Annotated in this window: 23 protein-coding genes; 3 read left to right on the forward strand and 20 right to left on the reverse strand. The window is 66.5% G+C overall.

Going from position 1 to position 22477, the window contains the following annotated elements:
• The first annotated feature begins 4 nt into the window (after positions 1–4).
• On the forward strand, positions 5–1012 hold the full coding sequence (locus ACTWJ5_RS06955; protein ID WP_444437931.1) for an MBL fold metallo-hydrolase: 1008 nt from the start codon (positions 5–7) through the stop codon (positions 1010–1012).
• Between the two features lie 92 nt (positions 1013–1104).
• Here ACTWJ5_RS06955 and ACTWJ5_RS06960 read toward each other — a convergent pair whose 3' ends face one another.
• The 11 genes from ACTWJ5_RS06960 to metG form a co-directional block, all read right to left on the reverse strand.
• A complete protein-coding gene (locus ACTWJ5_RS06960; RefSeq protein ID WP_074976686.1) occupies positions 1105–1284 on the reverse strand; it encodes a PA3496 family putative envelope integrity protein in 180 nt (59 codons plus the stop codon).
• 108 nt (positions 1285–1392) lie between these two features.
• Positions 1393–2031 carry an endonuclease III gene (nth, locus tag ACTWJ5_RS06965; protein WP_064582191.1) on the reverse strand — a complete coding sequence of 213 codons (639 nt, stop codon included), beginning with the start codon at positions 2029–2031 and terminating at the stop codon, positions 1393–1395.
• The gene (locus tag ACTWJ5_RS06970) at positions 2028–2735 is read right to left on the reverse strand and encodes an electron transport complex subunit E (RefSeq protein WP_249917637.1); all 708 of its coding nucleotides are present in this window, start codon (positions 2733–2735) and stop codon (positions 2028–2030) included. Before ACTWJ5_RS06970 ends, nth begins: the two co-directional genes overlap by 4 nt.
• Positions 2728–3372 carry an electron transport complex subunit RsxG gene (rsxG, locus tag ACTWJ5_RS06975; RefSeq protein ID WP_043315824.1) on the reverse strand — a complete coding sequence of 215 codons (645 nt, stop codon included), beginning with the start codon at positions 3370–3372 and terminating at the stop codon, positions 2728–2730. Before rsxG ends, ACTWJ5_RS06970 begins: the two co-directional genes overlap by 8 nt.
• Position 3373: 1 nt before the next feature.
• Positions 3374–4411 (reverse strand): RnfABCDGE type electron transport complex subunit D, encoded by a 1038-nt coding sequence (locus ACTWJ5_RS06980; protein WP_444437933.1) that lies wholly within the window; start codon positions 4409–4411, stop codon positions 3374–3376.
• A gap of 3 nt (positions 4412–4414) precedes the next feature.
• On the reverse strand, positions 4415–6712 hold the full coding sequence (rsxC, locus tag ACTWJ5_RS06985) for an electron transport complex subunit RsxC (RefSeq protein WP_444437935.1): 2298 nt from the start codon (positions 6710–6712) through the stop codon (positions 4415–4417).
• A complete protein-coding gene (rsxB, locus tag ACTWJ5_RS06990; protein ID WP_074976670.1) occupies positions 6709–7275 on the reverse strand; it encodes an electron transport complex subunit RsxB in 567 nt (188 codons plus the stop codon). Before rsxB ends, rsxC begins: the two co-directional genes overlap by 4 nt.
• Positions 7272–7856: an electron transport complex subunit RsxA gene (rsxA, locus tag ACTWJ5_RS06995; protein ID WP_043315811.1), complete on the reverse strand. Its 585-nt coding sequence runs from the start codon at positions 7854–7856 to the stop codon at positions 7272–7274. Before rsxA ends, rsxB begins: the two co-directional genes overlap by 4 nt.
• A 43-nt stretch (positions 7857–7899) precedes the next feature.
• Complete coding sequence (locus ACTWJ5_RS07000) at positions 7900–8211, reverse strand: CcdB family protein (RefSeq protein WP_253408510.1); 312 nt, start codon at positions 8209–8211, stop codon at positions 7900–7902.
• Positions 8211–8456 carry a type II toxin-antitoxin system CcdA family antitoxin gene (locus tag ACTWJ5_RS07005; RefSeq protein ID WP_043272502.1) on the reverse strand — a complete coding sequence of 82 codons (246 nt, stop codon included), beginning with the start codon at positions 8454–8456 and terminating at the stop codon, positions 8211–8213. Before ACTWJ5_RS07005 ends, ACTWJ5_RS07000 begins: the two co-directional genes overlap by 1 nt.
• A gap of 108 nt (positions 8457–8564) precedes the next feature.
• Complete coding sequence (gene metG / locus ACTWJ5_RS07010) at positions 8565–10598, reverse strand: methionine--tRNA ligase (protein WP_444437938.1); 2034 nt, start codon at positions 10596–10598, stop codon at positions 8565–8567.
• A gap of 311 nt (positions 10599–10909) precedes the next feature.
• Between metG and apbC the strand changes: the two genes are divergently transcribed.
• Positions 10910–12004: an iron-sulfur cluster carrier protein ApbC gene (apbC, locus tag ACTWJ5_RS07015; RefSeq protein ID WP_253408512.1), complete on the forward strand. Its 1095-nt coding sequence runs from the start codon at positions 10910–10912 to the stop codon at positions 12002–12004.
• A gap of 60 nt (positions 12005–12064) precedes the next feature.
• Here apbC and ACTWJ5_RS07020 read toward each other — a convergent pair whose 3' ends face one another.
• The gene (locus ACTWJ5_RS07020) at positions 12065–12901 is read right to left on the reverse strand and encodes a hypothetical protein (protein WP_116422465.1); all 837 of its coding nucleotides are present in this window, start codon (positions 12899–12901) and stop codon (positions 12065–12067) included.
• Positions 12902–12982: 81 nt separating this feature from the next.
• Positions 12983–13561: a tetratricopeptide repeat protein gene (locus tag ACTWJ5_RS07025; RefSeq protein WP_116422464.1), complete on the reverse strand. Its 579-nt coding sequence runs from the start codon at positions 13559–13561 to the stop codon at positions 12983–12985.
• Between the two features lie 331 nt (positions 13562–13892).
• Between ACTWJ5_RS07025 and dcd the strand changes: the two genes are divergently transcribed.
• Entirely contained in the window at positions 13893–14459 is a 567-nt protein-coding gene (gene dcd / locus ACTWJ5_RS07030) for a dCTP deaminase (RefSeq protein ID WP_074976654.1), read from the forward strand.
• Positions 14460–14659: 200 nt separating this feature from the next.
• Here the strand turns inward: dcd and ACTWJ5_RS07035 are convergent, their stop codons facing one another.
• The 7 genes from ACTWJ5_RS07035 to ACTWJ5_RS07065 all read right to left on the reverse strand — a co-directional run bounded on the left by ACTWJ5_RS07035 (position 14660) and on the right by ACTWJ5_RS07065 (position 22398).
• On the reverse strand, positions 14660–15424 hold the full coding sequence (locus tag ACTWJ5_RS07035; RefSeq protein WP_074976652.1) for an ABC transporter ATP-binding protein: 765 nt from the start codon (positions 15422–15424) through the stop codon (positions 14660–14662).
• A gap of 41 nt (positions 15425–15465) precedes the next feature.
• Positions 15466–16179: an ABC transporter permease gene (locus ACTWJ5_RS07040; RefSeq protein ID WP_074976650.1), complete on the reverse strand. Its 714-nt coding sequence runs from the start codon at positions 16177–16179 to the stop codon at positions 15466–15468.
• Complete coding sequence (locus ACTWJ5_RS07045) at positions 16176–16901, reverse strand: ABC transporter permease (protein WP_043272507.1); 726 nt, start codon at positions 16899–16901, stop codon at positions 16176–16178. Before ACTWJ5_RS07045 ends, ACTWJ5_RS07040 begins: the two co-directional genes overlap by 4 nt.
• Before the next feature lie 85 nt (positions 16902–16986).
• The gene (locus ACTWJ5_RS07050; protein ID WP_074976648.1) at positions 16987–17766 is read right to left on the reverse strand and encodes an ABC transporter substrate-binding protein; all 780 of its coding nucleotides are present in this window, start codon (positions 17764–17766) and stop codon (positions 16987–16989) included.
• A 326-nt stretch (positions 17767–18092) separates the two neighbouring features.
• The gene (locus ACTWJ5_RS07055) at positions 18093–20636 is read right to left on the reverse strand and encodes a penicillin acylase family protein (RefSeq protein ID WP_444437942.1); all 2544 of its coding nucleotides are present in this window, start codon (positions 20634–20636) and stop codon (positions 18093–18095) included.
• Between the two features lie 1077 nt (positions 20637–21713).
• The gene (locus ACTWJ5_RS07060) at positions 21714–21905 is read right to left on the reverse strand and encodes an SEC-C metal-binding domain-containing protein (protein WP_009620699.1); all 192 of its coding nucleotides are present in this window, start codon (positions 21903–21905) and stop codon (positions 21714–21716) included.
• Positions 21906–21912: 7 nt separating this feature from the next.
• On the reverse strand, positions 21913–22398 hold the full coding sequence (locus ACTWJ5_RS07065) for an LEA type 2 family protein (RefSeq protein WP_009620697.1): 486 nt from the start codon (positions 22396–22398) through the stop codon (positions 21913–21915).
• Positions 22399–22477: the final 79 nt, after the last annotated feature.

Below are 22477 nucleotides of genomic sequence, written 5' to 3' on the forward strand. Positions count from 1 at the left end.
GGCTATGGACAACAAGCTGATCCTGTTGTTGCTGTCGCTCTGTGTCCTCGGTTTGCCGAGCGGCGCTGCGTCGAAGGATGAGGCTCCCCTCTACCGCACCGTCGACCTGGGCCGAGCGATGGGGACGGGCAGGGAATACCAGACGCGGATCGTCTTCCTGGGGACGGGAAGCCCCATCCTCGAGCCGGACAAGGCGGGGCAGTCGATCGCGATCGTGGTCAGGGACAGCGTCTACGTGTTCGACGCAGGGCACGGCAGCATGAACAACCTGTCCAGGTACGGCGACGGCAAGGTCTTCCCTCCGTGGAAGATGCCTACCGGGTATCCGGGGGCCGGCTACATGGACAAGCTGTTCCTGACGTACCTGGATAGCGACCATGTTCTCGACGTGCCGGCGTTTCTCCTGCGCTTCTGGATCTATGGCCGCCAGGGGCCGGCCCGGGTCCACGGTCCGCCGGGCACGGAGGCGCTGGTGCGCGGCGTGCTGGAGGGGAACAAGCAGTGGATAGACTATCGCCTGGCTTCGACGAGAACGAAGAACAAGGCGGGCATCACCGTGGAAACCAAGGAGTTTTCAGCCCCTGGCCCGGTCTTCTCCGATGAGCACGTTCGCGTTTCCGCCTTCCAGGTCGTCCATGGTAGTTGGGACCCCGGCAGGACCTACGGGTACAGGGTGGAAACGCCGGACCTGGTGATATCCATCACCGGCGACTATTCGTACCGCCTGACGCCGGCGCTGGAAGAGAAGCTCGCGGGCAGCGACATCGTCATCAGCGAAGTCATGAGCTCGGCGGGCACCGCGAAGCTTCCCGGCGAGTGGCGCGACTACATGCTCGATGCCCACACCACGGAAACCCAATTGGCGGCGCTGATGGCCAAGGTGCAGCCCAGGCTGCTGATCGGCACCCACGCGCTGACGCACGGGGAGGCGCGCGGTGACCTGCTGCTGCGCTTGCAGGCGCTGTATGGAGGGCGCGTCGTGCTGGCCGATGACAATATGGTTTTCCGATGAGCGCAGGCATGCACCCGTGCGTGCCGGAGGTGAGAACCGAAAAAAACGAAGCCCCGCCAAGTGCGGGGCTTTTTTCAGCTTGGGCGCAAGACTCAGAGGTCGAAATCGTAGTCCGACAGCTGGCGCTGCAGGCGGCGCTCTTCGAGGTAGTTGTCGATGATGCGGCGCTTGGTGAGGTTGGTCTTGGCGACTTCGGCGGCAGCTTCGACGCTGTCATCGGCATCGTCGGTGCTCACTTCGTCTTCGAGCTCGAGATCTTCTTTATCGGCCATAACGATCACTCCAACGTGCGGGGTGTGCTTGGCGCCCCTTATAGCGACAAAGCTCGGGGCGGTAAAAAAGATTTTTTCAATGAGCGGCGATGCTTTTGACGATAGCACTCAATCGTCGGAAGTCTTGTGCTTGTACTCGCACAGGTCCTCGATGCGGCAGCTGCCGCACTGCGGCTTGCGCGCCTTGCAGACGTAGCGGCCATGCAGGATCAGCCAGTGGTGGGCGTCCAGCAGGTATTCCCTGGGCACGAACTTGAGCAGCTTGCGCTCCACCTCCAGGACGTTCTTCCCCGGCGCGATGTTGGTGCGGTTGGCGACGCGGAAGATGTGCGTGTCCACCGCCATGGCCAACTGGCGGAAGGCGGTGTTGAGCACCACGTTGGCGGTCTTGCGCCCGACGCCGGGCAGGGCCTCCAGGTCCTCGCGGTTCTCCGGCACCTTGCTGCCGTGCTTCTCGATGAGGATGCGGCAGGTCTCGATGACGTTCTTCGCCTTGCTGTTGTACAGGCCGATGGTCTTGATGTACTCCGACAGCCCGTCCACGCCCAGGGCGTAGATGGCTTCGGGGGTGTTGGCCACCGGGTAGAGCTTGGCGGTAGCCTTGTTCACCCCGACGTCGGTGGCCTGGGCGGAGAGGATCACCGCGATGAGCAGCTCGAAGGGCGAATCGTAGGCCAGCTCGGTCTTGGGGTCGGGGTTGTCTTCTTGCAGACGGCGGAAAATCTCCGCGCGCTTGGCGGCATTCATTCGATCACTCCGGTCACGCGGACGCGCTGGCGCTCTGCGGCGGGTACGTTGCCCGCCTGCGCCTTGGCGCGTTCCGCCAGGCTTTCATCGATACGGTTCTTCAGGGCTATCAGCAGGCCCAGCAGGAGGAAGGCGCCGGGCGGCAGCACGGCGAGCAGGAAGCCCTGGTAATCGGCTATCTGCAACTTCCAGCCGGCGGCGGCCGGACCGAACAGCAGGTTCATGTCGGCCAGCAGGGTGCCGTGGCCGATGAGTTCGCGCAAGGTGCCCAGCACCAGCAGCACCAGGGCGAAGCCGGCGCCGGTCATCAGGCCGTCGAAGGCCGCGCGGGCGACGCCGTTGCGCGCGGCGAAGGCTTCGGCGCGGCCGAGGATCACGCAGTTGGTGGTGATCAGCGGGATGAAGATGCCGAGGATCTGGTACAGCTCGTAGGTCCAGGCCTGCATCAGCAGTTCGATGCAGGTGGTCAGCGCGGCGATGATCAGCACGAACACCGGCAGTCGCACCGCCGCGCCGACCCAGCGCCGCGTCGCGGAGATGGCGGCGTTGGAGCAGGCCAGCACGAAGATGGTCGCCAGGCCCAGGCCGAGGGCGTTGACCATGGAGTTGCTGGTGCCCAGCAGCGGGCACAGGCCCAGCAGCTGGACCAGCCCGGGGTTGTTCCGCCACAGGCCCTGGCGGGCGATCTCGCGGTAGCTATTCATGTTGTTCGCCTCCGGCCGCCGGCGCCAGCAGCGCGGCCTTGTGCGCATCGAAATACTGCAGCGCCTTGTGCGTGGCCTTGACCACGGCGCGCGGGGTGACGGTGGCGCCGGCGAACTGGTCGAACCGGCCGCCGTCCTTCTTCACCTTCCAGCCGGCCTCGTCCGGGTCGGCCAGGGAACGGCCGTCGAAGCCGTGCAGCCAGTCGCTCTTGCCCGGCTCGATCTTGTCGCCCAGGCCCGGGGTTTCCTTGTGCGCCACCACGCGCACGCCGAGCAGGCGGCCTTCGGCGCTGACTCCCACCAGCAGTTCGATGGCGCCGCTGTAGCCGTCCGGCGCGGTGGCCGGGAGTATGACGCCGGTGGCGCGGCCCTGCAGGCGGGCGACGAAGGCCTGGGCCGGCTGCGGCTTGCCCAGCAGCTTGGGCTCGAAGACTTCGACGGGGGCGTCCAGCGGGTGGTTGTCGTAGCTTCCCGGCGGCAGCAGTTCCAGCAGCAGGCGCCCGCGCGCCTCGCGCTGGGCCTGCTCGATGCGCGCCTGGGTGAACTGGTGAACCACCGCCACCAGGCCGACGCAGAGCACCGCGAAGGCCCCCAGCAGCAGGGCGTTCTTCAGCATGGAACGGCGGCTGTCGGCCATCTCATTCCCCCAGCTTGAAGCCGCGCTTGGGCTTCTTGTGCCCGTAGGTGCGCGGGCGGGTGTAATAGTCGATGGTCGGCGCCGCCAGGTTCATCAGCAGCACGGCGAAGGCCACGCCGTCGGGGTAGCCGCCCCAGGCGCGGATCACGTAGGTGACGATGCCCACGCCGAGGCCGAACACCAGGCGCCCGCGGTTGCTGGTGGCGCCGGAAACCGGGTCGGTGACGATGAAGAACGCGCCGAGCATGGCCGCGCCGCTGAACAGGTGGAACAGCGGCGAGCCGTGGGAATCCGAGCCCGAGCCGTTCCAGAACAGCAGGCTCATGACGAACAGGCCGCCGAGCATGCCCAGCGGCGCATGCCAGGTGAACAGCTTGCGCCAGAGCAGGAACAGGCCGCCGGCGAGGAAGGCCAGGTTGACCAGCTCCACGCCGCGCCCGCCGACGTGGCCGAAGGCCGCGCTCTGCGTCAGCAGCTCGTCGATGGTCAGGCTGTGGTTGTTCTTCAGCACGTCCAGCGCGGTGGCGCCGGCCCAGGCGTCCGGCGGCGGCGCGCCCAGGCCGAGGATGCGCGACAGGCCGTCGACCAGGCCGAGGCCGGCGTCGGGGCTGGGCCAGCGCGTCATTTCCAGGGGGAAGGACACCAGCACCACCACGTAGCCGAGCATCGCCGGGTTGAACGGGTTCTGCCCGAGGCCGCCGTACAGGTGCTTGCCGAACACCAGGGCGAAGGCGCTGGCCAGCAGGCTCAGCCACCAGGGCGCGTAGGGCGGCAGGGCCAGGGCCAGGAGCACGGCGGTGACCAGCGCGCTGCCGTCCTTGAGGAACACCGCCAGCGGGCGCTTGCGCAGGTGCAGCATCAGCGCCTCGGTGCCCAGGGCCACCGCGCTGCACCAGAGCAGGTTGAACAGGGTGCCGACGCCGTACAGGGCGATCAGCGCCAGGGCGCCCGGGGCCAGCGCGGCTAGCACCTGCAGCATGACCTTCTGCGTGCGGTTGGCGCCGGTGGCGTGGGGCGAGGAAAAATGCGGCAGGGCCATGGGTCACTCCGTATCGCGCGCGGCCAGCGCGTTTTCCGCCGCTGCCAAACGCTCGCGCGCGGCGGCCAGGCGGGCTTCGTCGGCGCCTTCGCGTTCGAGCTTCTTGAGGTCGGCGCGGGCGTAGGCCAGTTCGGTCTTGAGGGCGCGGGTGGCGGCGTCCACCGGGCGCTTGTCGATGCGTTGCAGGTCTGGCGCCGGCTTGCCGCTGGCGTCCTCGGCGGCGTGCAGCTGGCGCTCGGCCTCGGCCAGGGCTTCGCGCAGCAGGGCCAGTTCGGCTTCGCCGGCGCCGTCCTGCTCGGCTTTCCTCAGCTCGGCGCGGCGGCTGACCAGGGCGATCTTGGCTTTCTTCAGGTTCGCCATGCCGTCGCCGGCGGGCTCCGCCTTGGGTTCGGGCGCTGCCTGCAATTGCGCCAGGTGGCGCTCGGCCTGTTCGGCGGCTTCGCGCAGCTGGGCGAGGGTGGCCTGCTGCTGTTCGTCGGGCGCTTCGCCGAAGGCTTTCTCGGACTTCTTCAATTGGGCGCGGGCCATGGCAGCGTCGATCTTCGCCTTCTTCAGGGCCGCTTCGTCGCCGATTGCTGGCTTGGGAGCGGCGGGGGCTGGTTCGGCTTCGGCAGTCTCCAGGGCCAGGCGGGCCTGCTCGGCGGCCTGGCGCAGCGTCTCGACCTGGGCGCGCAATTGTTCGGTGTCGTGGGCGGCCAGCTGCTTCTCGGCCTTCTGCAGGGCGACGCGGGCCATGCTGGCTTCGATCTTCAGCCGCTTGAGGTCGGCGCCGGCGTTGCCCACGGCCTTCTCCGATTTCACCCGTTCGATGGCCGACTGCGGCGCTTCCACCAGCGGCGCGGCGGCCTGGGCTTCGCGGGCGCGGGCGGCGCGTTCCAGGCGGGCCTGGCGTTCCTCGGCCTTGCGTTGCTCCTCGCGGCGCAGGCGTTCCTGGCGGTGCTCGAAGCGCAGGCGCGAATGCTCGGCCTTCTGCTGTTTCAACTGCAGTTCGCGGATGTCCGCCTTGGCCGCGCGGTAGTACTGCACCAACGGGATGCTGGAGGGGCAGACGTAGGCGCAGGCGCCGCACTCGATGCAGTCGAACAGGTTGTAGGCCTGCAACTGCTCGTGGTCGTCGCCCTGGGCGAAGAAGTACAGCTGCTGCGGCAGCAGGCTGGCCGGGCAGGCCTGGGCGCAGTCGCCGCAGCGGATACACGGCAGGGCGGCGGGCGGTGTCGGCAGCTCCTCGGCGCTGGCGGCCAGCAGGCAGTTGGCGGTCTTGATCAGCGGGGCCTGCAGGTCGCCGAGGGTGATGCCCATCAGCGGGCCGCCCATGAGCAGGCGGCCGAGCCGGCCGCGGTCCAGGCCGGCGAATTCCAGCAGTTCGCCGACCGGCGTGCCAAGCAGCGCCTCGACGTTCATCGGCCGTGCCAGGGCGGCGCCGGTTAGGGTGGTGATGCGTGAGATCAGCGGGCGGCCGAGGATAAGCGCATCGCGCAGCGCCACGACGGTGCCGACGTTGACGCAGACCATGCCGATGTCCGCCGGCAGGCCGCCGCTGGGCACCTCGCGGCCGCTGAGCAGCTGGATCAGCTGGCGTTCGCCGCCGGAGGGGTACTTGGTCGGGACCACCCGCAGTTCGATGGCGCGCTCGCCGATGGCCTGGCGCAGGGACTCGATGGCCTGGGGCTTGTCATCCTCGATGCCGAGCAGCACCTGCTGCGGTTGCAGCAGGTGCATGAGAATTTCGATGCCTTCCACCAGTTCGGCCGCGCGTTCGCGCATCAGCATGTCGTCGGCGCTGATGTAGGGCTCGCACTCGGCGCCGTTGATCACCAGGGTGTGCAGGTCCTCGGCGGCGCGGGCGGCCAGCTTGGCGGCAGTGGGGAAGCCGGCGCCGCCGAGCCCCGCGATGCCGGCCTGGCGGATGCGTTCCAGCAGGGCGGCGGGGCTTTCCTGGCGGTAGTCGGGGCAGGGCTGCAAGGGCGCCCATTCGTCCAGTCCATCGGCGTCGATGACGATGGCTTCGGCCAGCAGGCCGGAGGGATGTGGATAAGGCTGCTCGCCGATCACCACCACCGTGCCGGAGGTCGGTGCATGCACGGCGGCGCTGATGGCGCTGCCGGGGCTGGCGATCATCTGGCCCTTGAGCACGCGCTCGCCGACGTCCACGCAGGGCAGGGCCGGCGCGCCGGTGTGTTGCTGCAGCGGCAGGATCAGCCGGCTGGGCAGTGGCGCCCGGACGATGGGGCCGGCGGTGGATTGTGCCTTGTTGGTCGGCAGATGCAGGCCGCCGGGGAAGTCCCAGGCCTTGGCGTTCATGCGGCCTGCTCCCGGTCGCTGGCGATCAGCCGGGCATCGGGCAGCGGCCATTTCCAGTCGCGCACGCCGACTTCCAGGTCGAGCATGTCGATGCAGTCCACCGGGCAGGGCTCGACGCACAGATCGCAGCCGGTGCATTCGGCTGCGATCACCGTGTGCATCTGCCGCGCGGCGCCGACGATGGCGTCCACCGGGCAGGCCTGGATGCACTTGGTGCAGCCGATGCACTCGGCCTCGCGGATGAAGGCCACACGCGGCGGGGTTTGCGCCGGGGCGTCCAGGGGCGGCGCCTCGACGTCGAGCAGGTCGGCCAGGGCGGCGATGGTGGCGCTGCCGCCGGGCGGGCACTTGTTGATCGCGTCGCCCTGGGCGATGGCCTCGGCGTAGGGCTTGCAGCCGGCATAGCCGCATTGCCCGCACTGGGTCTGCGGCAGCAGGGCGTTGACCTGTTCGGCCACCGGGTCGCCCTCGACGCGGTAGCGCACCGCCGCGTAGCCGAGCAGGGCGCCGCTGGCCAGGCACAGGGCCAGCAGCACACCGACCGCGAGCAGCACGGCGCTCATAGCTTGATCAGACCGGTGAAGCCCATGAACGCCAGGGACATCAGCCCGGCGGTGATCATGCCGATGGCCGCGCCCTGGAACGGCTTGGGCACGTCGGCGATGGCAATGCGCTCGCGCAGGGCGGCGAACAGCACCAGCACCAGGGAGAAGCCCAGCCCGGCGCCGAAGCCCTGGACGCTGGACTGCAGGAAGCCGTACTCGGGCTTGTTGGCGTTGAGCAGGGCCACGCCGAGGACGATGCAGTTGGTGGTGATCAGCGGCAGGAAGATGCCCAGCACGCGGTACAGCAGCGGGCTGCTTTTCTTCACCAGCAGTTCGGTGAACTGCACCACCACGGCGATCACCAGGATGAAGCCGATGGTGCGCAGGTACTCCAGGTCCAGCGGCCGCAGCACGTAGCGCTGCAGGATGTAGCTGCAGATCGAGGCCAGGGTCAGCACGAAGGTGGTGGCCAGGGCCAGGCCGATGGCCGTCTCGATCTTGCGCGACACGCCCATGAACGGGCACAGGCCGAGGAACTGCACCAGCACGAAGTTGTTGACCAGGATGGCGCTGACCAGGATCAGGGCGAGTTCGGTCATGGCCGGGCGCCTCGGGCCGGGCGGTGGCGGAGCTTGGGCATGCTCAGATTCCCGTGATCAGCAGGTCGATGGCGGCGATGATGTCCAACCGCAGGTGCGCCAGGCTGCCCACCGGCTCGCCCAGCTCGCGGCGCGCTACGCCGGCCATCTGCGGGGTGAGCAGCAGCAGTTTCTCGCCCTCCACCGTCACCTCGGGCATCAGCCGGTCGATGCCGGCCAGGCCCTTGCCGCGGCTGAGCGGGATCACCACGCGGGTGTTCAGCGAGGTGAGCAGCTCGCTCTGCACGTCCAGCAGCAGCGGGATGTCCTCGCGGCTGCGCGGGCTGGGGTTGCGGTACAGGTCGAACTGCGGCATCAGAAGCTCCGCAGGTCGTCGGCGAACACGCCGGCGCCGTCCACATGCTGATTGTAGGCGTCTATCGCCTGGCGGTTCTGTTCCAGCCAGCGTTGCCGCAGGCGTTCGCGCACCACGTCGGCCAGCGCTTCCTCCAGCACCGCCGAGAGGTTCACGTCCAGCTCGCGGGCCTGCTTGAGCAGGTCGCTGTTGAGGCTGAGGTTGGTGGCTTTCTTCGGGGCTTGGGGATCGTAGGTCGTGTGCATGGGAACCTCCGAGACGGATGCGCATAGGTTATGCGCATGGTCGTACCCGGGCAAGGCAGAAACGACGACGCCGGCCCCGGGGCCGGCGTCGCGTTCGGCGCGTGCCGCTTACTTCACGCGCTGGCCCGGCTTGGCGCCGCTGTCCGGGCTGAGCAGATAGATTTCCTCGCCGCCGGGGCCGGCGGCCAGGACCATGCCTTCGGAGACGCCGAACTTCATCTTGCGCGGGGCCAGGTTGGCCACGTACAGGGTCAGGCGTCCTTCGAGCTTGCTCGGGTCCGGGTAGGCGCTCTTGATGCCGGAGAACACGTTGCGCTTCTCGTCGCCGATGTCCAGGGACAGGCGCAGCAGCTTGTCGGCGCCCTCGACGAACTCGCACTTCTCGATCAGCGCGATGCGCAGGTCGACGGCGGCGAAGGCGTCGAAGTTGATTTCCGCGGCCAGTGGGTCCTTGGTCAGTTCGCCATTGCCCTTGGGTTGGTTGGCGGCGGCGAGGTCTTCCTTGGAGGCTTCGATCATGGCTTCGATTTTCGCGGGCTCGATACGGGTCATCAGCGGGTTGAACGGGTTCAGCTGGTGGTTGGCCAGCAACTGCTCGTGGTCGCTCCACTTCAGCGGGGCGACGTTGAGGAAGGCTTCGGCGGCCTCGGCCAGCTTCGGCAGCACCGGCTTGAGGAAGATCACCAGCTGGCGGAACAGGTTCACGCCCAGGGCGCAGATGGCCTGGACCTCGGCCTGCTTGCCTTCCTGCTTGTTCAGCGCCCAGGGCGCCTTGTCGGCGATCCAGGCGTTGGCCTGGTCGGCCAGGGCCATGATTTCACGCATGGCGCGGCCGAAGTCGCGGGCTTCGTAGGCGGCGGCGATGCTCGGCGCGGCGGCCTTGAAGGACTCGACCAGCTCCGGCGCCGGATTGGCATCCACCAGCAAGCCGGCGTTGCCCTTGTGGATGAAGCCGGCGCAGCGGCTGGCGATGTTGACCACCTTGCCGACCAGGTCGGAGTTGACCTTCTGCACGAAGTCCTCGAGGTTCAGGTCGAGGTCGTCGACGCCGCGGCCGAGCTTGGAGGCGTAGTAGTAGCGCAGGTATTCCGGGTCCAGGTAGTCCAGGTAGGTGCGCGCCTTGACGAAGGTGCCGCGGGACTTGGACATCTTCTGCCCGTTGACGGTCAGGTAGCCGTGCACGTTCAGCGCGGTGGGCTTGCGGTAGCCGGCGCCTTCGAGCATGGCCGGCCAGAACAGCGCGTGGAAGTTGACGATGTCCTTGCCGATGAAGTGGTACAGCTCGGCCTTGGAATCCTTGTTCCAGAAGGCGTCGAAGTCCAGCTCCGGGCGGCGCGCGCAGAGGTTCTTGAAGCTGGCCATGTAGCCGATGGGCGCGTCCAGCCAGACGTAGAAGTACTTGCCCGGGGCCTCGGGGATCTCGAAGCCGAAGTAGGGCGCGTCACGGGAGATGTCCCATTCCTGCAGGCCGGCGTCCAGCCATTCGGCGATCTTGTTGGCCACCGACTCCTGCAGCGCGCCGCTGCGCGTCCACTGCTTGAGCATGGCGTCGAAGTCCGGGAGCTTGAAGAAGTAGTGCAGCGACTCCTTGAGCACCGGGGTGGCGCCGGAGATGGCCGATTTCGGGTCCTTCAGCTCGGTGGGCGAGTAGGTGGCGCCGCAGGCTTCGCAGTTGTCGCCATACTGGTCGGCGGTGCCGCACTTCGGGCAGGTGCCCTTGATGAAGCGGTCGGCCAGGAACATCTGCTTTTCCGGGTCGAAGTACTGCGTCACCGGGCGCGTGGCGATGTGCCCGGCGTCGCGCAGCTTCAGGTAGATGGCCGAGGACAGCTCGCGGTTCTCTTCCGAATGGGTCGAGTAGTAGTTGTCGAAGTCCACCAGGAAGTCGGCGAAGTCGGTCATGTGCTCGGCGCGCACGGCGTCGATCAGTTGCTCCGAGGTGATGCCCTCGCGCTCGGCGCGCAGCATGATGGCCGAGCCGTGGGCGTCGTCCGCGCACACGTACACCGCCTGGTTGCCACGCATCTTCTGGAAACGCACCCAGATGTCGGTCTGGATGTATTCCAGCATGTGGCCCAGGTGAATGGAGCCGTTGGCGTAGGGCAGGGCGCTGGTGACGAGGATCTGGCGGTTTTCGGACATGATGCTCAGGCCATTGGGGTAAATCGAGGGAAGTCGGTAACTATATAGGAAGCGGCGAGCTGCAAGCCACAATAGGCTACAGGCGGCGAGCTGCCGGTAGGGGCGACCGGTCGTGCCGAGGTGTTCTGTAGGAGCGAGCTTGCTCGCGAATGGGCCTGTAGCGGACTTTGTTCGCGAGCAAGCTCGCTCCTACGAGAAGCCGTTCCCGCTCGTACGCCGGGAGCGAGGCGCCGTGTTCGCCTGAAGCCTGCCGCCTGCAGCTGCTGTTAGAATGTCCGCCTACCGTGCTCAGCCTTTTTTCGGGAGAACCCATGAGCGTCGTCACCCGCGCCACGGTGGAGGCCGTCCTCCGCCAGATCACCGACCCGCACAGCGGCCAGAACCTGCTCGACGCCGGCTACCTGCGCGATCTCGACATCCAGGGCGGGCGCATCGCCCTGGGCCTGGAGCTGGGCTATGCCTGCGGCCTGTTCAGGAATGGCCTGGCGCAGACCGTGCAGATGGCCCTGGAAGCCCTCGACGGCGTGGACTCGGCCCAGGTGAAGGTGGACGTGAAGATCGCCGCGCACAAGGCCCAGGCCCAGGTGCCGGGCATGAGCAACGTGAAGAACATCATCGCCGTGGCCTCCGGCAAGGGCGGCGTGGGCAAGTCCACCACCGCCGCCAACCTGGCCCTGGCGCTGGCCCGCGAAGGGGCGAAGGTGGGCATCCTCGACGCCGACATCTACGGCCCCAGCCAGGGCATCATGTTCGGCATTCCCGAGGGCATCCGGCCGAAGGTGCGCGAGCAGAAGTGGTTCGTGCCGCTGGAGGCCCATGGCGTGGAAGTCATGTCCATGGCCTTCCTCACCGACGACAACACCCCGGTGGTGTGGCGCGGGCCGATGGTTTCCGGCGCGCTGCTGCAACTGATCACCCAGACCGCCTGGAACGACCTGGACTACCTGGTGATCGACATGCCGCCGGGCACTGGCGACATCCAGCTGACCCTGGCGCAGAAGGTCCCGGTGGCCGGCGCGGTGATCGTCACCACTCCGCAGGACCTGGCCCTGCTCGATGCCAAGAAGGGCGTGGAGATGTTCCGCAAGGTCAACATCCCGGTGCTGGGCGTGGTGGAGAACATGGCGGTGCACATCTGCTCCAACTGCGGCCACGCCGAGCACCTGTTCGGCGAGGGCGGCGGCGAGAAGCTGGCGGCGCAGTACGGCGTGGATCTGCTGGCCTCGCTGCCGCTGTCCATGGCCATCCGCATGCAGGCCGACGGCGGCAAGCCGACGGTGATCGCCGACCCGGAAAGCCAGTTGGCGATGATCTACCAGGAAATGGCCCGCTGCGTGGGCGCGCGCATCGCTCTGAGCGAGAAGGACGCGCCGGCGATGCCGAGCATCTCCATCAGCGAGGACTGATCAAGGGCGCGGCCTGGCGGCCGCGCTCGTCATTTGCCGGACGCCATGGCCGCGGTGGCCTCAGTTGACCTTCAGCTTGCCGCCACGGCCCAGCCCGCCCTCGACGTTCTGGGCCTTGTAGTCCTGCAGGGACACGACCATCTTGTTCCAGGCATCGATGAAGGCGACCACCGTGGCCTTGCCTTCGGGCGTGCGGGAAAAGCCGCCCAGCCCTCCGCCGACGCCACCGCCGAAGCCGGCCAGCGCGGCTCCGTAGTTGGTCGCGGTCGAGTTGCCTTCGGCTGCGGCGATCTGCACCGAGGAGCGAATGTCGAACAGCGAGAGCGTGACCACCGAGGCCTTGGTTTGCAGCGCGCCGGCGAGTTGGCCGATGGCGGCGTTGCCGATCAGCCCGCCGAGGGTTCCGGCCAGGCCGCCAATGGCGGAGTCGTTGATGATGATCTGCGGTTCCAGGTAATAGTCGGCGGCGACCCGCTGGCCCTTGTGCTGTTTAGAACCGGCACGGTATTCGCCGGATAGCCGCTGTATCTCGGTGATGCGCGAGAGGCGGGCGTCGGATCGCTGGTTGCCGATCGAGGTGATGACGAAGCAGTTCGATTGCTGTACCGCCAGGCGCAGCAGGGGTTCGATGGAGGTCATCTGCGTGGCGCTGCCGAAGGGGCCGTACCAGTCGGCCTCGCGCCCGTCGTCCACGGCGATGGTGCCCAGTGGCTTGTCGCAGCGCTGCAGCGATTGCTGCGCGCCGTTGCTGTTGCCGCCGGCCGCCGCGCCGGAAACCCCGGCATGCTGTCCCCCCGGCGAGATCAACCCCCCGCCCAGTGCCGCGCATCCATTCAATGTGCCGGCAATGGCCGCGCCCAGCATGTATTTAACAATGCTCTTCGATTTTGATTTCATGTTGTTTTGCCGTTTGGTGTTGGGGGGTGTTTGTTCTTCTGCCAGTTGCCGTTGCGGAAACTTTCGACTTGTGACTTCCAGCTAGCGCCAGTGCCAGTTGTCATCCCGCCAATAACTGCGATAGGGATAGGCCGAGTACCAATAGCGCAGGGTCATTTCCCGCCAGTCGCTCTTCCACTTGAAATAGGCGGCTTCGGAGTTTTTGGCGGCGCGGGCCTGGGCCAGGAGTTGCATCGACTCCTGATCGCCTCGGCCCGCGGCCATCGCCAGCCATTTCTCGGCTTCCTGCGGGTCGGCGCCCATTTCCTCGAGGCCGCCCAGGTAGAGGCCGCCGAGGGCCTTCTGCGCCTCCAGGTCCCCACGCTCCGCGGCGCTGCGCATCCACTGCAGCGCCTGGTAGCTGTCCTGGGCCACTCCATCCCCGCGGAAATAGCGCAGCCCCAGGTCGTAGGCCGCGCGCGGGTCGGTGGCGGCGAGGGACAGGAGCGCGCTCGAGGCTCGGTCCGCGTCGGTATCCGTGGGGTTATTGCCGGCAGCTGAAGATGACGCCGGGGGCTGTTGTGTTCCACAACCTTGTTCATCGCAAACCGGCTTCGGGTCGTTTGTCGCGCACGCAATTAGCAATAAGGGAAACAGCAGGAGGGGAATCTTTGGATTCATGGGAGTTCCCTGCGGGGCGTTTATTGTGATTTCCGCTGTAGGCAACTTATGGCGGGGCAGGGGGCAAAGTATCTTTCACGTCCGGTTCAAGGTGCAGGTGAAGTTTCTTTTGAGTCTTGTGAGATTTTTCTTAAAAAGTTGGAAGTATCTCGGCAATATCTGAAATACGCGTTGGCCCGCTACCCTCGCGGCCAGCATTCGTGTGTTGTTGGACGGTCTTCGGCGGGCCCGTGTGCAACGCGTTTTCGACGTTGGTCATGCAGCCTTTGCTGCCGACGGGCGCTGCCGGTAAGATTCGCGTTTCTTTTTCAGCAGCTACGGGACGCCCGCCATGAGCATCAAATCGGACAAGTGGATTCGCCGCATGGCCCTGGAGCACGGGATGATCGAGCCCTTCGTCGAGCGCCAGATCCGCGGCGCCGACGACAGCCGGGTGATCTCCTACGGCGTCTCCAGCTACGGCTACGACGTGCGCTGCGCCGCGGAATTCAAGGTGTTCACCAACATCCACTCGGCGGTGGTGGACCCGAAGAACTTCGACGAGAAGAGCTTCGTCGACATCAACAGCGACGTCTGCATCATCCCGCCGAACTCCTTCGCCCTGGCGCGCACCGTGGAGTACTTCCGCATCCCCCGCGACGTGCTGACCATCTGCCTGGGCAAGAGCACCTACGCCCGCTGCGGCATCATCGTCAACGTCACCCCGCTGGAGCCGGAGTGGGAAGGCCACGTGACCCTGGAGTTCTCCAACACCACCAACCTGCCGGCGAAGATCTACGCCCACGAGGGCGTGGCGCAGATGCTGTTCCTGCAGTCGGACGAGGCCTGCGAGGTGTCGTACAAGGATCGTGGGGGCAAGTACCAGGGGCAGACTGGGGTGACGCTGCCCAAGGCCTGAGGCTTTAGGCGGATGCGAGAAACCGGGCTTTGGCCCGGTTTTTTGTTGCCTGGCGGTTGGCGCGGAGCAGTCCTGGACGCAGCGACCATCTTGCCGACTGCGCCGTGGCGCTTTTCGTAGGATGGGTTGAGCCTGCGAAACCCATGCTGCCGTGGCGATGGGTATCGCTTCGCTCAACCCATCCTACGACTGAGCCCCCCTCACTTCAGATTCCCACTGAGAAACTGCCGCAACCGCTCGCTCTTCGGCTGACCCAGCACCTCCTGCGGCGGCCCCTGTTCCTCGACGCGGCCCTGGTGGAGGAACAGCACCTGGCTGGAAACCTCGCGGGCGAAGGCCATTTCGTGGGTCACCAGGATCATGGTGCGGCCTTCCTCGGCCAGGGCCTTGATCACCTTGAGCACCTCGCCCACCAGTTCCGGGTCCAGCGCCGAGGTGGGTTCGTCGAACAGCATGATCTCCGGCTCCATCGCCAGCGCGCGGGCGATGGCCACGCGTTGCTGCTGGCCGCCGGAGAGGAACGCCGGGTACTTGCCAACCACCTGTTCCGGCAGGCCGACCTTGTTCAGGTAGGCGCGGGCGCGCTCCTCGGCTTCCTTGCGCTCCACGCCGAGCACCCGGCGCGGCGCCAGGGTGACGTTCTCCAGCACCGTCAGGTGGCTCCACAGGTTGAAGTGCTGGAACACCATGGCCAGGCGCGTACGGATGTGTTGCAGCTGCGCCGCGTCGGCCACGCGCATGCCGCCGGGGCTGGCGACCATGCGGATTTCCTCGCCGTCCAGGCTCATGCGGCCTTCGTCGGGCTGTTCGAGGAAGTTGATGCAGCGCAGGAAGGTGCTCTTTCCCGAGCCGCTGGCGCCGATCATGCTCACCACGTCGCCGGTGCGGGCTTCCAGGGACACGCCCTTTAGCACCTCGTTGTCGCCGTAGCGCTTGTACAGGGCGTCGATCTTCAGTGTGGTCATGGAGTCCTCAGGTTACGGCCGCCGCGCGGCCGGGATGGGGTTCAGCCATGGCTGGGGCCGAGGAAGGCCAGCCAGCGGCGTTCGGCGAGGCGGAACAGGCCGACCAGGGTGAAGGAGGTCACTAGGTACAGCGCCGCGGCTATGCCGAAGGACTGGAAGGAGAGGAAGGTGGCGGCGTTGGCGTCGCGGGCGATCTTCATGATGTCCGGCACCGTGGCGGTGAAGGCCACGGTGGTGGAGTGCAGCATGAGGATCACCTCGTTGCTGTAGTAGGGCAGCGAGCGGCGCAGCGCCGAGGGCATGATCACGTAGCGGTACAGGCGCCAGCCGCTCAGGCCGTAGGCGCGGGCCGCTTCCACCTCGCCGTGGGCAGTGTTGCGGATGGCCCCGGCGAATATCTCGGTGGTGTAGGCGCAGGTGTTCAGGGCGAAGGCCAGCAGCGTGCAGTTCAGGCCGTTGCGGAAGAAGGCGTCGAGGATCGGCTGCTCGCGCACCGCCGCCACGCTGTAGATGCCGGTGTAGCAGACCAGCAACTGGATGTAGAGCGGCGTGCCGCGGAACACGTAGGTGTAGAACTGCACCGGCCAGCGCAGCAGCGGGTTGCGCGAGACGCGGGCGATGGACAGGGGAATGGCGAAGGTGAAGCCGAAGGCGATGGACACCGTCAGCAGCCAGAGCGTCATGGCCAGGCCGGTGATGTGGTAGCCGTCGGTCCAGAGGAAGGCCTTGCCGTACTGCTGCAGCAACTCGATCATCGCAGGGCCTCGCGCACGCCGATGGCGTAGCGGCGCTCAAGGGCGTTGAGCACGATGTTGGAAACGGTGGTGAAGAGCAGGTAGATGGCCGCCGCCACCAGCAGGAAGAACAGCAGGCGGTAGCTGCTCTTGCCGGCGTCCTGGGCGGCGCGCACCACGTCGGAGAGGCCGATGATGGAGACCAGCGCGGTGGACTTGATCAGCACCATCCAGTTGTTGCCCACCCCCGGCAGGGCGAAGCGCATCATCTGCGGGAAGAGCACGAAGCGGAAGCGCTGCAGGCGCGTCAGGCCGTAGGCGCTGGCCGCCTCCAGCTGGCCGCGCGGCACGGCGAGGATGGCGCCGCGGAAGGTCTCGGTGAAGTAGGCGCCGTAGATGAAGCCGAGGGTGATGATGCCGGCGCTGAAGGGGTCGATCTCGATGTAGTCCCAGTCCATGTAGTCGGTCAGGTCCGCCAGCCAGGTCTGCAGGCTGTAGAAGATCAGCAGCATCAGCACCAGGTCGGGCACCCCGCGGATCAGCGTGGTGTAGCAGGTGGCGGGGAAGCGCAGCAGCCTGGAGCCGGACAGCTTGGCGCTGGCGCCCAGCAGGCCGAGGGTCACCGACAGCAGCAGCGAGCAGATCGACAGCTTGACGGTCATCCAGGTGCCGTCGAGGAGGATGGAGCCGTAGCCCTTGAGGCTCATGGTCTCGGCCAGGGTACGGAAGAAGTCCTGGAGCATGCGCAGGCAACTCCTTGTGCGGCGTTATCAGCAGAATAGACCGCGCCCGGCCGCCTTGGCGGCAGCCGGGTGCGGTGGACGCGGGTCAGTCGTTGTAGATGTCGATGTCGCCGAAGTATTTCTTCTGCAGCTTGTCGTAGGTGCCGTCGGCGTGGATCGCCTTGATGCCCTTGTTGATCATCTCGCGCAGTTCGTTGTTGCCCTTCTTGATGCCGATGGCGATGTCGGCCGGCATCAGCGGGTCATGCACCGGCTTGCTGATCTCGAAGCCCTTGCCCTGGTCGGTGGTGAGGAAGCCCTGTTCGGCCTGCAGCATGTCCTGCAGCGAGACGTCCAGGCGCCCGGACACCAGGTCGGCGTAGACCTGGTCCTGGTTCTGGTAGCTCTTCACGTTGACCCCGGCCGGCTCCAGCTTGGCCTTGGCGAAGGTTTCCTGGATGGTGCCCTGCTCGACGCCGACGGTCTTGCCCTTGAGCGATTCGGCGGTGGCTTCCAGGCCCGAGCCCTTCTTGCTGATCATCGCGGTGGGGCTGGTGAACAGCTTGTCGCTGAAGTCGATTTCCTTCTGGCGCGCCTCGGTGACGGTCATCGAGGAGATCACGCCATCGAACTTGCGAGCCTTCAGGCCCGGGATCATGCCGTCGAAGTCGTTGGCCATCCACACGCACTTGACCTTCAGGTGCTCGCAGATGGCGTTGCCCAGGTCGATGTCGAAGCCGACCAGGCTGCCGTCCGGCGCCTTGGACTCGAAGGGCGCGTAGGACGGGTCGGTGGCGAAGCGGATTTCTTTCCATTCCTTGGCCTGCAAGGCTCCGGCGCCAGCCAGCAGCACCAGGGCGGAGAGGGTCAGCCATGCTTTTTTCATCGGTTGGAATCCTTGGTGGTTGATTCAAGCAGTGGAACCAAAGGCATAACATCAATGTGACAGCAAGTTTCGAACCAGGGGCGCAACCACGGGCCTCGGCGGTAGGAGACGGACGACGGGCGCGTTCCTACGACAGGTATAGCAGCCGGTCGGGGAAGGGATGCCCCAAGACGGGGCGAGGGGGCGGGGTTTTCGGTAACAGCCTGGTGCGCCGATTGTGGCGCGGGCAGCAAAAAAGAAAGGCACCCGAGGGTGCCTTGAAGATGATCATGGAGTAAGTCGACAGATCCGACCCGCCGGCGCGGCGGAAGTTCCGCACCGCGCGCTCATTTCTGCGGGACGAGGGTCAGGCGCTTGCTGCCGTAGACGCGGTCGAGGTTCTGGCTCTGGAACGGGAAGCTCATGTAGTCGCCCTTCAGCCAGGCGTCGATGCCGTCGGCGTAGTGCGGGCTGGCCGGGTTGCCGGACTGGCCGCTGCTGTTGACGCCGAGCATGGGCTCGCTCTGGCCGAAGTCGACGACGATGCGCATGGCCGGGATCAGCCAGGTGTCGAAGTTCTGGCCCCAGTTGTAGGCGGAAACGTTCAGCGTGCTGTGGTCGCCGCCGGCCGGGTAGGGGCCGCGGTCCAGGTAGCCCTTGATGGCGCCCAGGCCGGCGCGCTGTCCAGCGTCCAGGTAGGGCGCCATCTTGGTGCTGTCGCTGACCCAGTTGTAGGTGTGCAGCTTGCCCCACTGCCAGGCATGGCGGTCGCTGCCCAGCTTCTGTTCGCAGAAGGCGGTGGCGGCGGCCAGGCTGCGCGCGAGGATGGCCGGCTTGTCTTCCTTCTGCGGCGTTTTCACGTCGTCCCAGAAGGGGCTGTCATCGCGGCCCAGCAGGTGGTCGGCCTGGGCCGAGTAGGAGAGGTCGGCGTTCTGCACGAAGGCCTTCCAGGCCGGGCTGTCTTCCGGGCCGAGTTCGTCGAGGAAGATCTGCTTCGCGCTTTCCTGCAGGAAGGCCTCGTAGAGGGCGGCGTCGGCGGAGCTGGCGGAGAGCTTGCCGTCGAACGCCATCAGCCGGTCCAGGGCCTCGCGGGCGCGCTCGCGCTGGCCCTCGGGCAGCGCCTGGATCGCCTGCTTCAGCGGCGCGGCCATGCCGGGCGCGTCGAGCATGCCCTGCAGCTTGGCGGCGAAGGGCGTGGTCTGGTCGTACTGCATGGCGATCATGCTGCGCGCGTCGTGGCGGTTGCTGGCGTTGGCCAACTGGGCGATGCGCTCGGCGCGTTCGGGGTAGTACCAGGAACTGGACAGCTGCGCGCCGTAGCCGGGCTGCACGGTGCGGTTGTTGGCGGTGCCCAGCCAGCCCTGCTGCGGGTCCTGGTCGGAGGGATGGAGGATCGGGTCGGCATAGCCGTCCCAGTCGTAGCGCCCGTCCCAGCCCGGGGAGGGCAGCAGGCCGCGGCCGTCCTTGCGGTTGGGGAAGCGCCCGGTGACCTGCCAGCCGATGTGCTTCTCGTCGGCGAACACGATGTTCAGCGGCATGGCGCGTATTTCGCGGGTGGCGTCGAAGGCCTGCTCGACGCTCTTGGCCCGGGACAGGTCGAAGAAGGCGTCCAGGCTCTTGTCCGACACCGCCTGGATGCTCTGGTAGGCCAGGCCGTAGCTGCTGGACAGCGGTAGCGGCTGCAGGTCGTTCTTCTTCGCGCCGAGCAGGGCGCTGTTGAGCAGCGGGCCGTGGCGGGTTTCATAGATGGTCTCGCGCACCGGGCGCTGGCCCTTGATGAAGAAGGTCTCGACGCGCTCGCTGGCCGGCTTCCACTGGCCGTCGGCCAGGTAGTAGAGCTTGCCGCCCTGGCGCCGCAGCTGTTCGAGGAAGACGTCCTGATTGTCGCCCATGACCATGGTCATGCCCCAGGCCAGCTTGCCGTTGAAGCCGGCCACCACGCCGGGCACGCCGGCGATGGTGACGCCCGCGGCGCTGTACTTCGGCGAGCGGATCTGCATGAAGTTCCAGATCGACGGCATCGACAGCGGCAGGTGGGTGTCGTTGGCCAGCAGGCTCTTGCCGCTGCGGCTGCGCTGCGGGGCGATGGCCCAGTTGTTGGAGGCGGCCACGCCGAGCATCTGCAGCCCGGCCACGGCCTCGGCGGCGCCACCGACCTCGGCCAGGCCGGGAATCTGCCCGGCGAGGTTCAGGCCTTTGAGCTTGTCGGCCTCGGCGAAGGGTAGTTCCTCGTCGGGGTAGATGGGCGTGAGCCAGGCGAGCTTCCCGGCGCCGACCTTCTGCGCGAGCACCAGGGAATCCAGTTCTTCCTGCAGGTTCACCGCCAGGCCGAAGTTGAGCAGGGCGAAGACCAGCGCCGAATCCTCGGGTTTCCAGTATTCCGGGCGGTAGCCGGACTCGGCGATGTCCATCGGCAGCTTGTCGCGGTAGCGGAACAGGTAGGCGTTGACGCCGCGCGCGTAGGTTTCGAAGAAACGCTTCAGGCGCGGCGAGGAGCCGGTGTAGAGGGCATTGGCGGCCTGCCTGAGGTTGACCGTGCGCATGAAGCGGTCGATCTCCAGGGCGCCCGGCCCGACCATCTCCGACAGCCGCCCCTGGGCCATCAGGCGCAGGCTGACCATCTGGCCGATGCGGTCGCTGGCATGCACGTAGCCCATGGCGAAGAGCGCGTCGTGGAAGGTGCTGGTCTCGATCAGCGGCATGCCCAGGGCATTGCGGCGCACCGACACGCTTTCGGCCAGGCCCTTGAGCGGCTGCACGCCGGAGGTGGGCGGCAGGCTGTCGGCGTAGCGGTCGTTCAGCCAGGTCTGACAGCCAGTCAGGCTGACTGCGGCGCTGAGGGTGGCGGCGAGGCCGAGTCGGGGAAGCGGGCGGAAGGCTCGCGAGGCCATGGAAGCGTGCTCCTGCACAGGGGCTTGCGGAAAGCCGCTACGTTAGAGAGGCGCGCACCTTCGCGCAAGCCGCGGGGCAGGGAATTCGCGGGGTGTGGGTGGTTCGGGAGGGTGGGCGCGGGGATGCTCGCGATGGGTGTTCGTGCCACCAGGGCGTCCGGCGTGGCCGGCGAGTCCAATCGCGGACGGAGTCCGCTCCTACGCCCGTGCTTCCCTGGAACTATAGGAGCGGACTCTGTCCGCGATTCGTGCGGATAACGCCGTAGGCATTATGCGCCCTACGGATTTCCAGAGAACTTCGGGTGCTGGGTTCAAGAGCGCCCTCTCCCCAACCCTCTCCCGCAAGCGGGAGAGGGGGCTGTTCGGAGTGGGGGGAGAATCCTGAGTCGTCCTGATACGCCTTACCTCACCCCCGTCATTCCCGCGAACGCGGGAACCCAGTGACGGGTGGTTGGGTTCGCGAGCAAGCTCGCTCCTACGAAAAGCAAAAGCAAAAGCGCGTTTGCTTTTGGATTTCCAGAGAAACATCCGTGCACTCCGAAACGCCCCTTCAGAAGGCCGAGCGAAACCGGCGCTCAGGAGGTCATGCGACATGGATGTCGCGAGAGCCCCGTGGGCTACAGGGACGTACCCTCGGGGCGGGCCTCCGTGGCGGGGGAGTTCGTGAGGGTAGCCCGGCTTTATCGGGCCCGTATGTTGGGGCAAGCCTTTTTGGTTCCTTTTGTGGCGTTTGACAAAAGGGACTCGCCCGAGGGGGCGAAACAAAAAATCTCCGCAGACTCGGAGCGGCGCAGAAACACCCAAACAAGAAGGCAACTGGGTTCCCGCGTTCGCGGGAATGACGGGGGTGAGGTTAGGGGTGGGAGGATGGAGCCTGATCGACGCACCGCTCAGGACAGCCCCTCTCCCTTCAGGGAGAGGGTTGGGGAGAGGGCGCTCTTACCCCCAACACCATCGCCACCGGGTAAACCCCGTTCGCGAGCAAGCTCGCTCCTACAGGGGCTTTTGTGCCCGCCGGAAACGAAAACGCCGTTTCCCCTCACGGAAGAAACGGCGTTCTCACCTAGCCCACCCGCCTCAGGCGCCGTGGCACTTTTTGAACTTGGCGCCGCTGCCGCAAGGGCACGGATCGTTGCGGCCAACGTCCTTCAGCGGATTACGCACCGGCTCGTGGCTGTGATTGCAGTGCGGGCCATGCACGTGGTGATGATGGTCATGATCATGGTCGTGGTTGCAGTCGGGACCATGTACATGGGGTTCCTGGCTCATGGGTGCCTCACTCCGGGATGAAATCGCCGGGGATTATCTCGCCATTGCGCGCGATATGCACGGTGCGGCCGAACAGCAGGCCGGTCTTCACGTCGCCTTCGAGGCTGTAGCGGATCGGCTTGTCCGGGTCTTCCAGCAGCTTGACGATGTACTTCATGTGCCGCCAGAGGTTGGTCTGCACCGGCACCTCGAAGAACTGCCGGCCGTTGGCGGGCACGGTGAACCAGACGCTGGATTCGCCTTCGGCCAGGTCGACGTCGTTCAGCTTGACCTTGTAGGCCAGGCCGCGCACCGGCAGGCTGAAGTCGTTCGGGTTGTCGATACGGAAGTGCAGTGTGAACTGTTGCTCTAGCAGGCGGGCTTTCACCACGTCCACTTTCATCAGCTTCACGTCGGGGCTTTCGAAGCTACCGGTCATCCAGCTGCAACCGGAGAGGAGCGCGAAAATCCAGACTAGGCTGATAATTCTTATCGTTTGCGCCTGATAATTCATTTCAATCCCCCAAGACGCCCCAGTGTACCAAGCGGCTGCTTGGCCGCAAGTTGTTGTTGCGTTAAAAGAAGTTGTCCCA

The organism is Pseudomonas sp. A6 (assembly GCF_052367875.1).
GTDB classification, from domain to species: domain Bacteria; phylum Pseudomonadota; class Gammaproteobacteria; order Pseudomonadales; family Pseudomonadaceae; genus Pseudomonas; species Pseudomonas citronellolis.

Bases quoted from the DNA above. Each gene is read 5' to 3' on its own strand.
- ACTWJ5_RS06955 (WP_444437931.1), top strand. From the start codon at position 5: ATGGACAACAAGCTGATCCTGTTGTTGCTGTCGCTCTGTGTCCTCGGT.
- ACTWJ5_RS07040 (WP_074976650.1), bottom strand. From the start codon at position 16,179: ATGATCGAGTTGCTGCAGCAGTACGGCAAGGCCTTCCTCTGGACCGAC.
- ACTWJ5_RS07050 (WP_074976648.1), bottom strand. From the start codon at position 17,766: ATGAAAAAAGCATGGCTGACCCTCTCCGCCCTGGTGCTGCTGGCTGGC.
- ACTWJ5_RS07035 (WP_074976652.1), bottom strand. From the start codon at position 15,424: ATGACCACACTGAAGATCGACGCCCTGTACAAGCGCTACGGCGACAAC.
- rsxB (WP_074976670.1), bottom strand. From the start codon at position 7,275: ATGAGCGCCGTGCTGCTCGCGGTCGGTGTGCTGCTGGCCCTGTGCCTG.
- ACTWJ5_RS07060 (WP_009620699.1), bottom strand. From the start codon at position 21,905: ATGAGCCAGGAACCCCATGTACATGGTCCCGACTGCAACCACGACCAT.
- metG (WP_444437938.1), bottom strand. From the start codon at position 10,598: ATGTCCGAAAACCGCCAGATCCTCGTCACCAGCGCCCTGCCCTACGCC.
- nth (WP_064582191.1), bottom strand. From the start codon at position 2,031: ATGAATGCCGCCAAGCGCGCGGAGATTTTCCGCCGTCTGCAAGAAGAC.
- rsxA (WP_043315811.1), bottom strand. From the start codon at position 7,856: ATGACCGAACTCGCCCTGATCCTGGTCAGCGCCATCCTGGTCAACAAC.
- ACTWJ5_RS07025 (WP_116422464.1), bottom strand. From the start codon at position 13,561: ATGAATCCAAAGATTCCCCTCCTGCTGTTTCCCTTATTGCTAATTGCG.
- ACTWJ5_RS07065 (WP_009620697.1), bottom strand. From the start codon at position 22,398: ATGAATTATCAGGCGCAAACGATAAGAATTATCAGCCTAGTCTGGATT.
- ACTWJ5_RS07005 (WP_043272502.1), bottom strand. From the start codon at position 8,456: ATGCACACGACCTACGATCCCCAAGCCCCGAAGAAAGCCACCAACCTC.
- ACTWJ5_RS07055 (WP_444437942.1), bottom strand. From the start codon at position 20,636: ATGGCCTCGCGAGCCTTCCGCCCGCTTCCCCGACTCGGCCTCGCCGCC.
- apbC (WP_253408512.1), top strand. From the start codon at position 10,910: ATGAGCGTCGTCACCCGCGCCACGGTGGAGGCCGTCCTCCGCCAGATC.
- rsxC (WP_444437935.1), bottom strand. From the start codon at position 6,712: ATGAACGCCAAGGCCTGGGACTTCCCCGGCGGCCTGCATCTGCCGACC.
- ACTWJ5_RS07020 (WP_116422465.1), bottom strand. From the start codon at position 12,901: ATGAAATCAAAATCGAAGAGCATTGTTAAATACATGCTGGGCGCGGCC.
- ACTWJ5_RS07045 (WP_043272507.1), bottom strand. From the start codon at position 16,901: ATGCTCCAGGACTTCTTCCGTACCCTGGCCGAGACCATGAGCCTCAAG.
- dcd (WP_074976654.1), top strand. From the start codon at position 13,893: ATGAGCATCAAATCGGACAAGTGGATTCGCCGCATGGCCCTGGAGCAC.
- ACTWJ5_RS06960 (WP_074976686.1), bottom strand. From the start codon at position 1,284: ATGGCCGATAAAGAAGATCTCGAGCTCGAAGACGAAGTGAGCACCGAC.
- rsxG (WP_043315824.1), bottom strand. From the start codon at position 3,372: ATGGCCGACAGCCGCCGTTCCATGCTGAAGAACGCCCTGCTGCTGGGG.
- ACTWJ5_RS06970 (WP_249917637.1), bottom strand. From the start codon at position 2,735: ATGAATAGCTACCGCGAGATCGCCCGCCAGGGCCTGTGGCGGAACAAC.
- ACTWJ5_RS06980 (WP_444437933.1), bottom strand. From the start codon at position 4,411: ATGGCCCTGCCGCATTTTTCCTCGCCCCACGCCACCGGCGCCAACCGC.
- ACTWJ5_RS07000 (WP_253408510.1), bottom strand. From the start codon at position 8,211: ATGCCGCAGTTCGACCTGTACCGCAACCCCAGCCCGCGCAGCCGCGAG.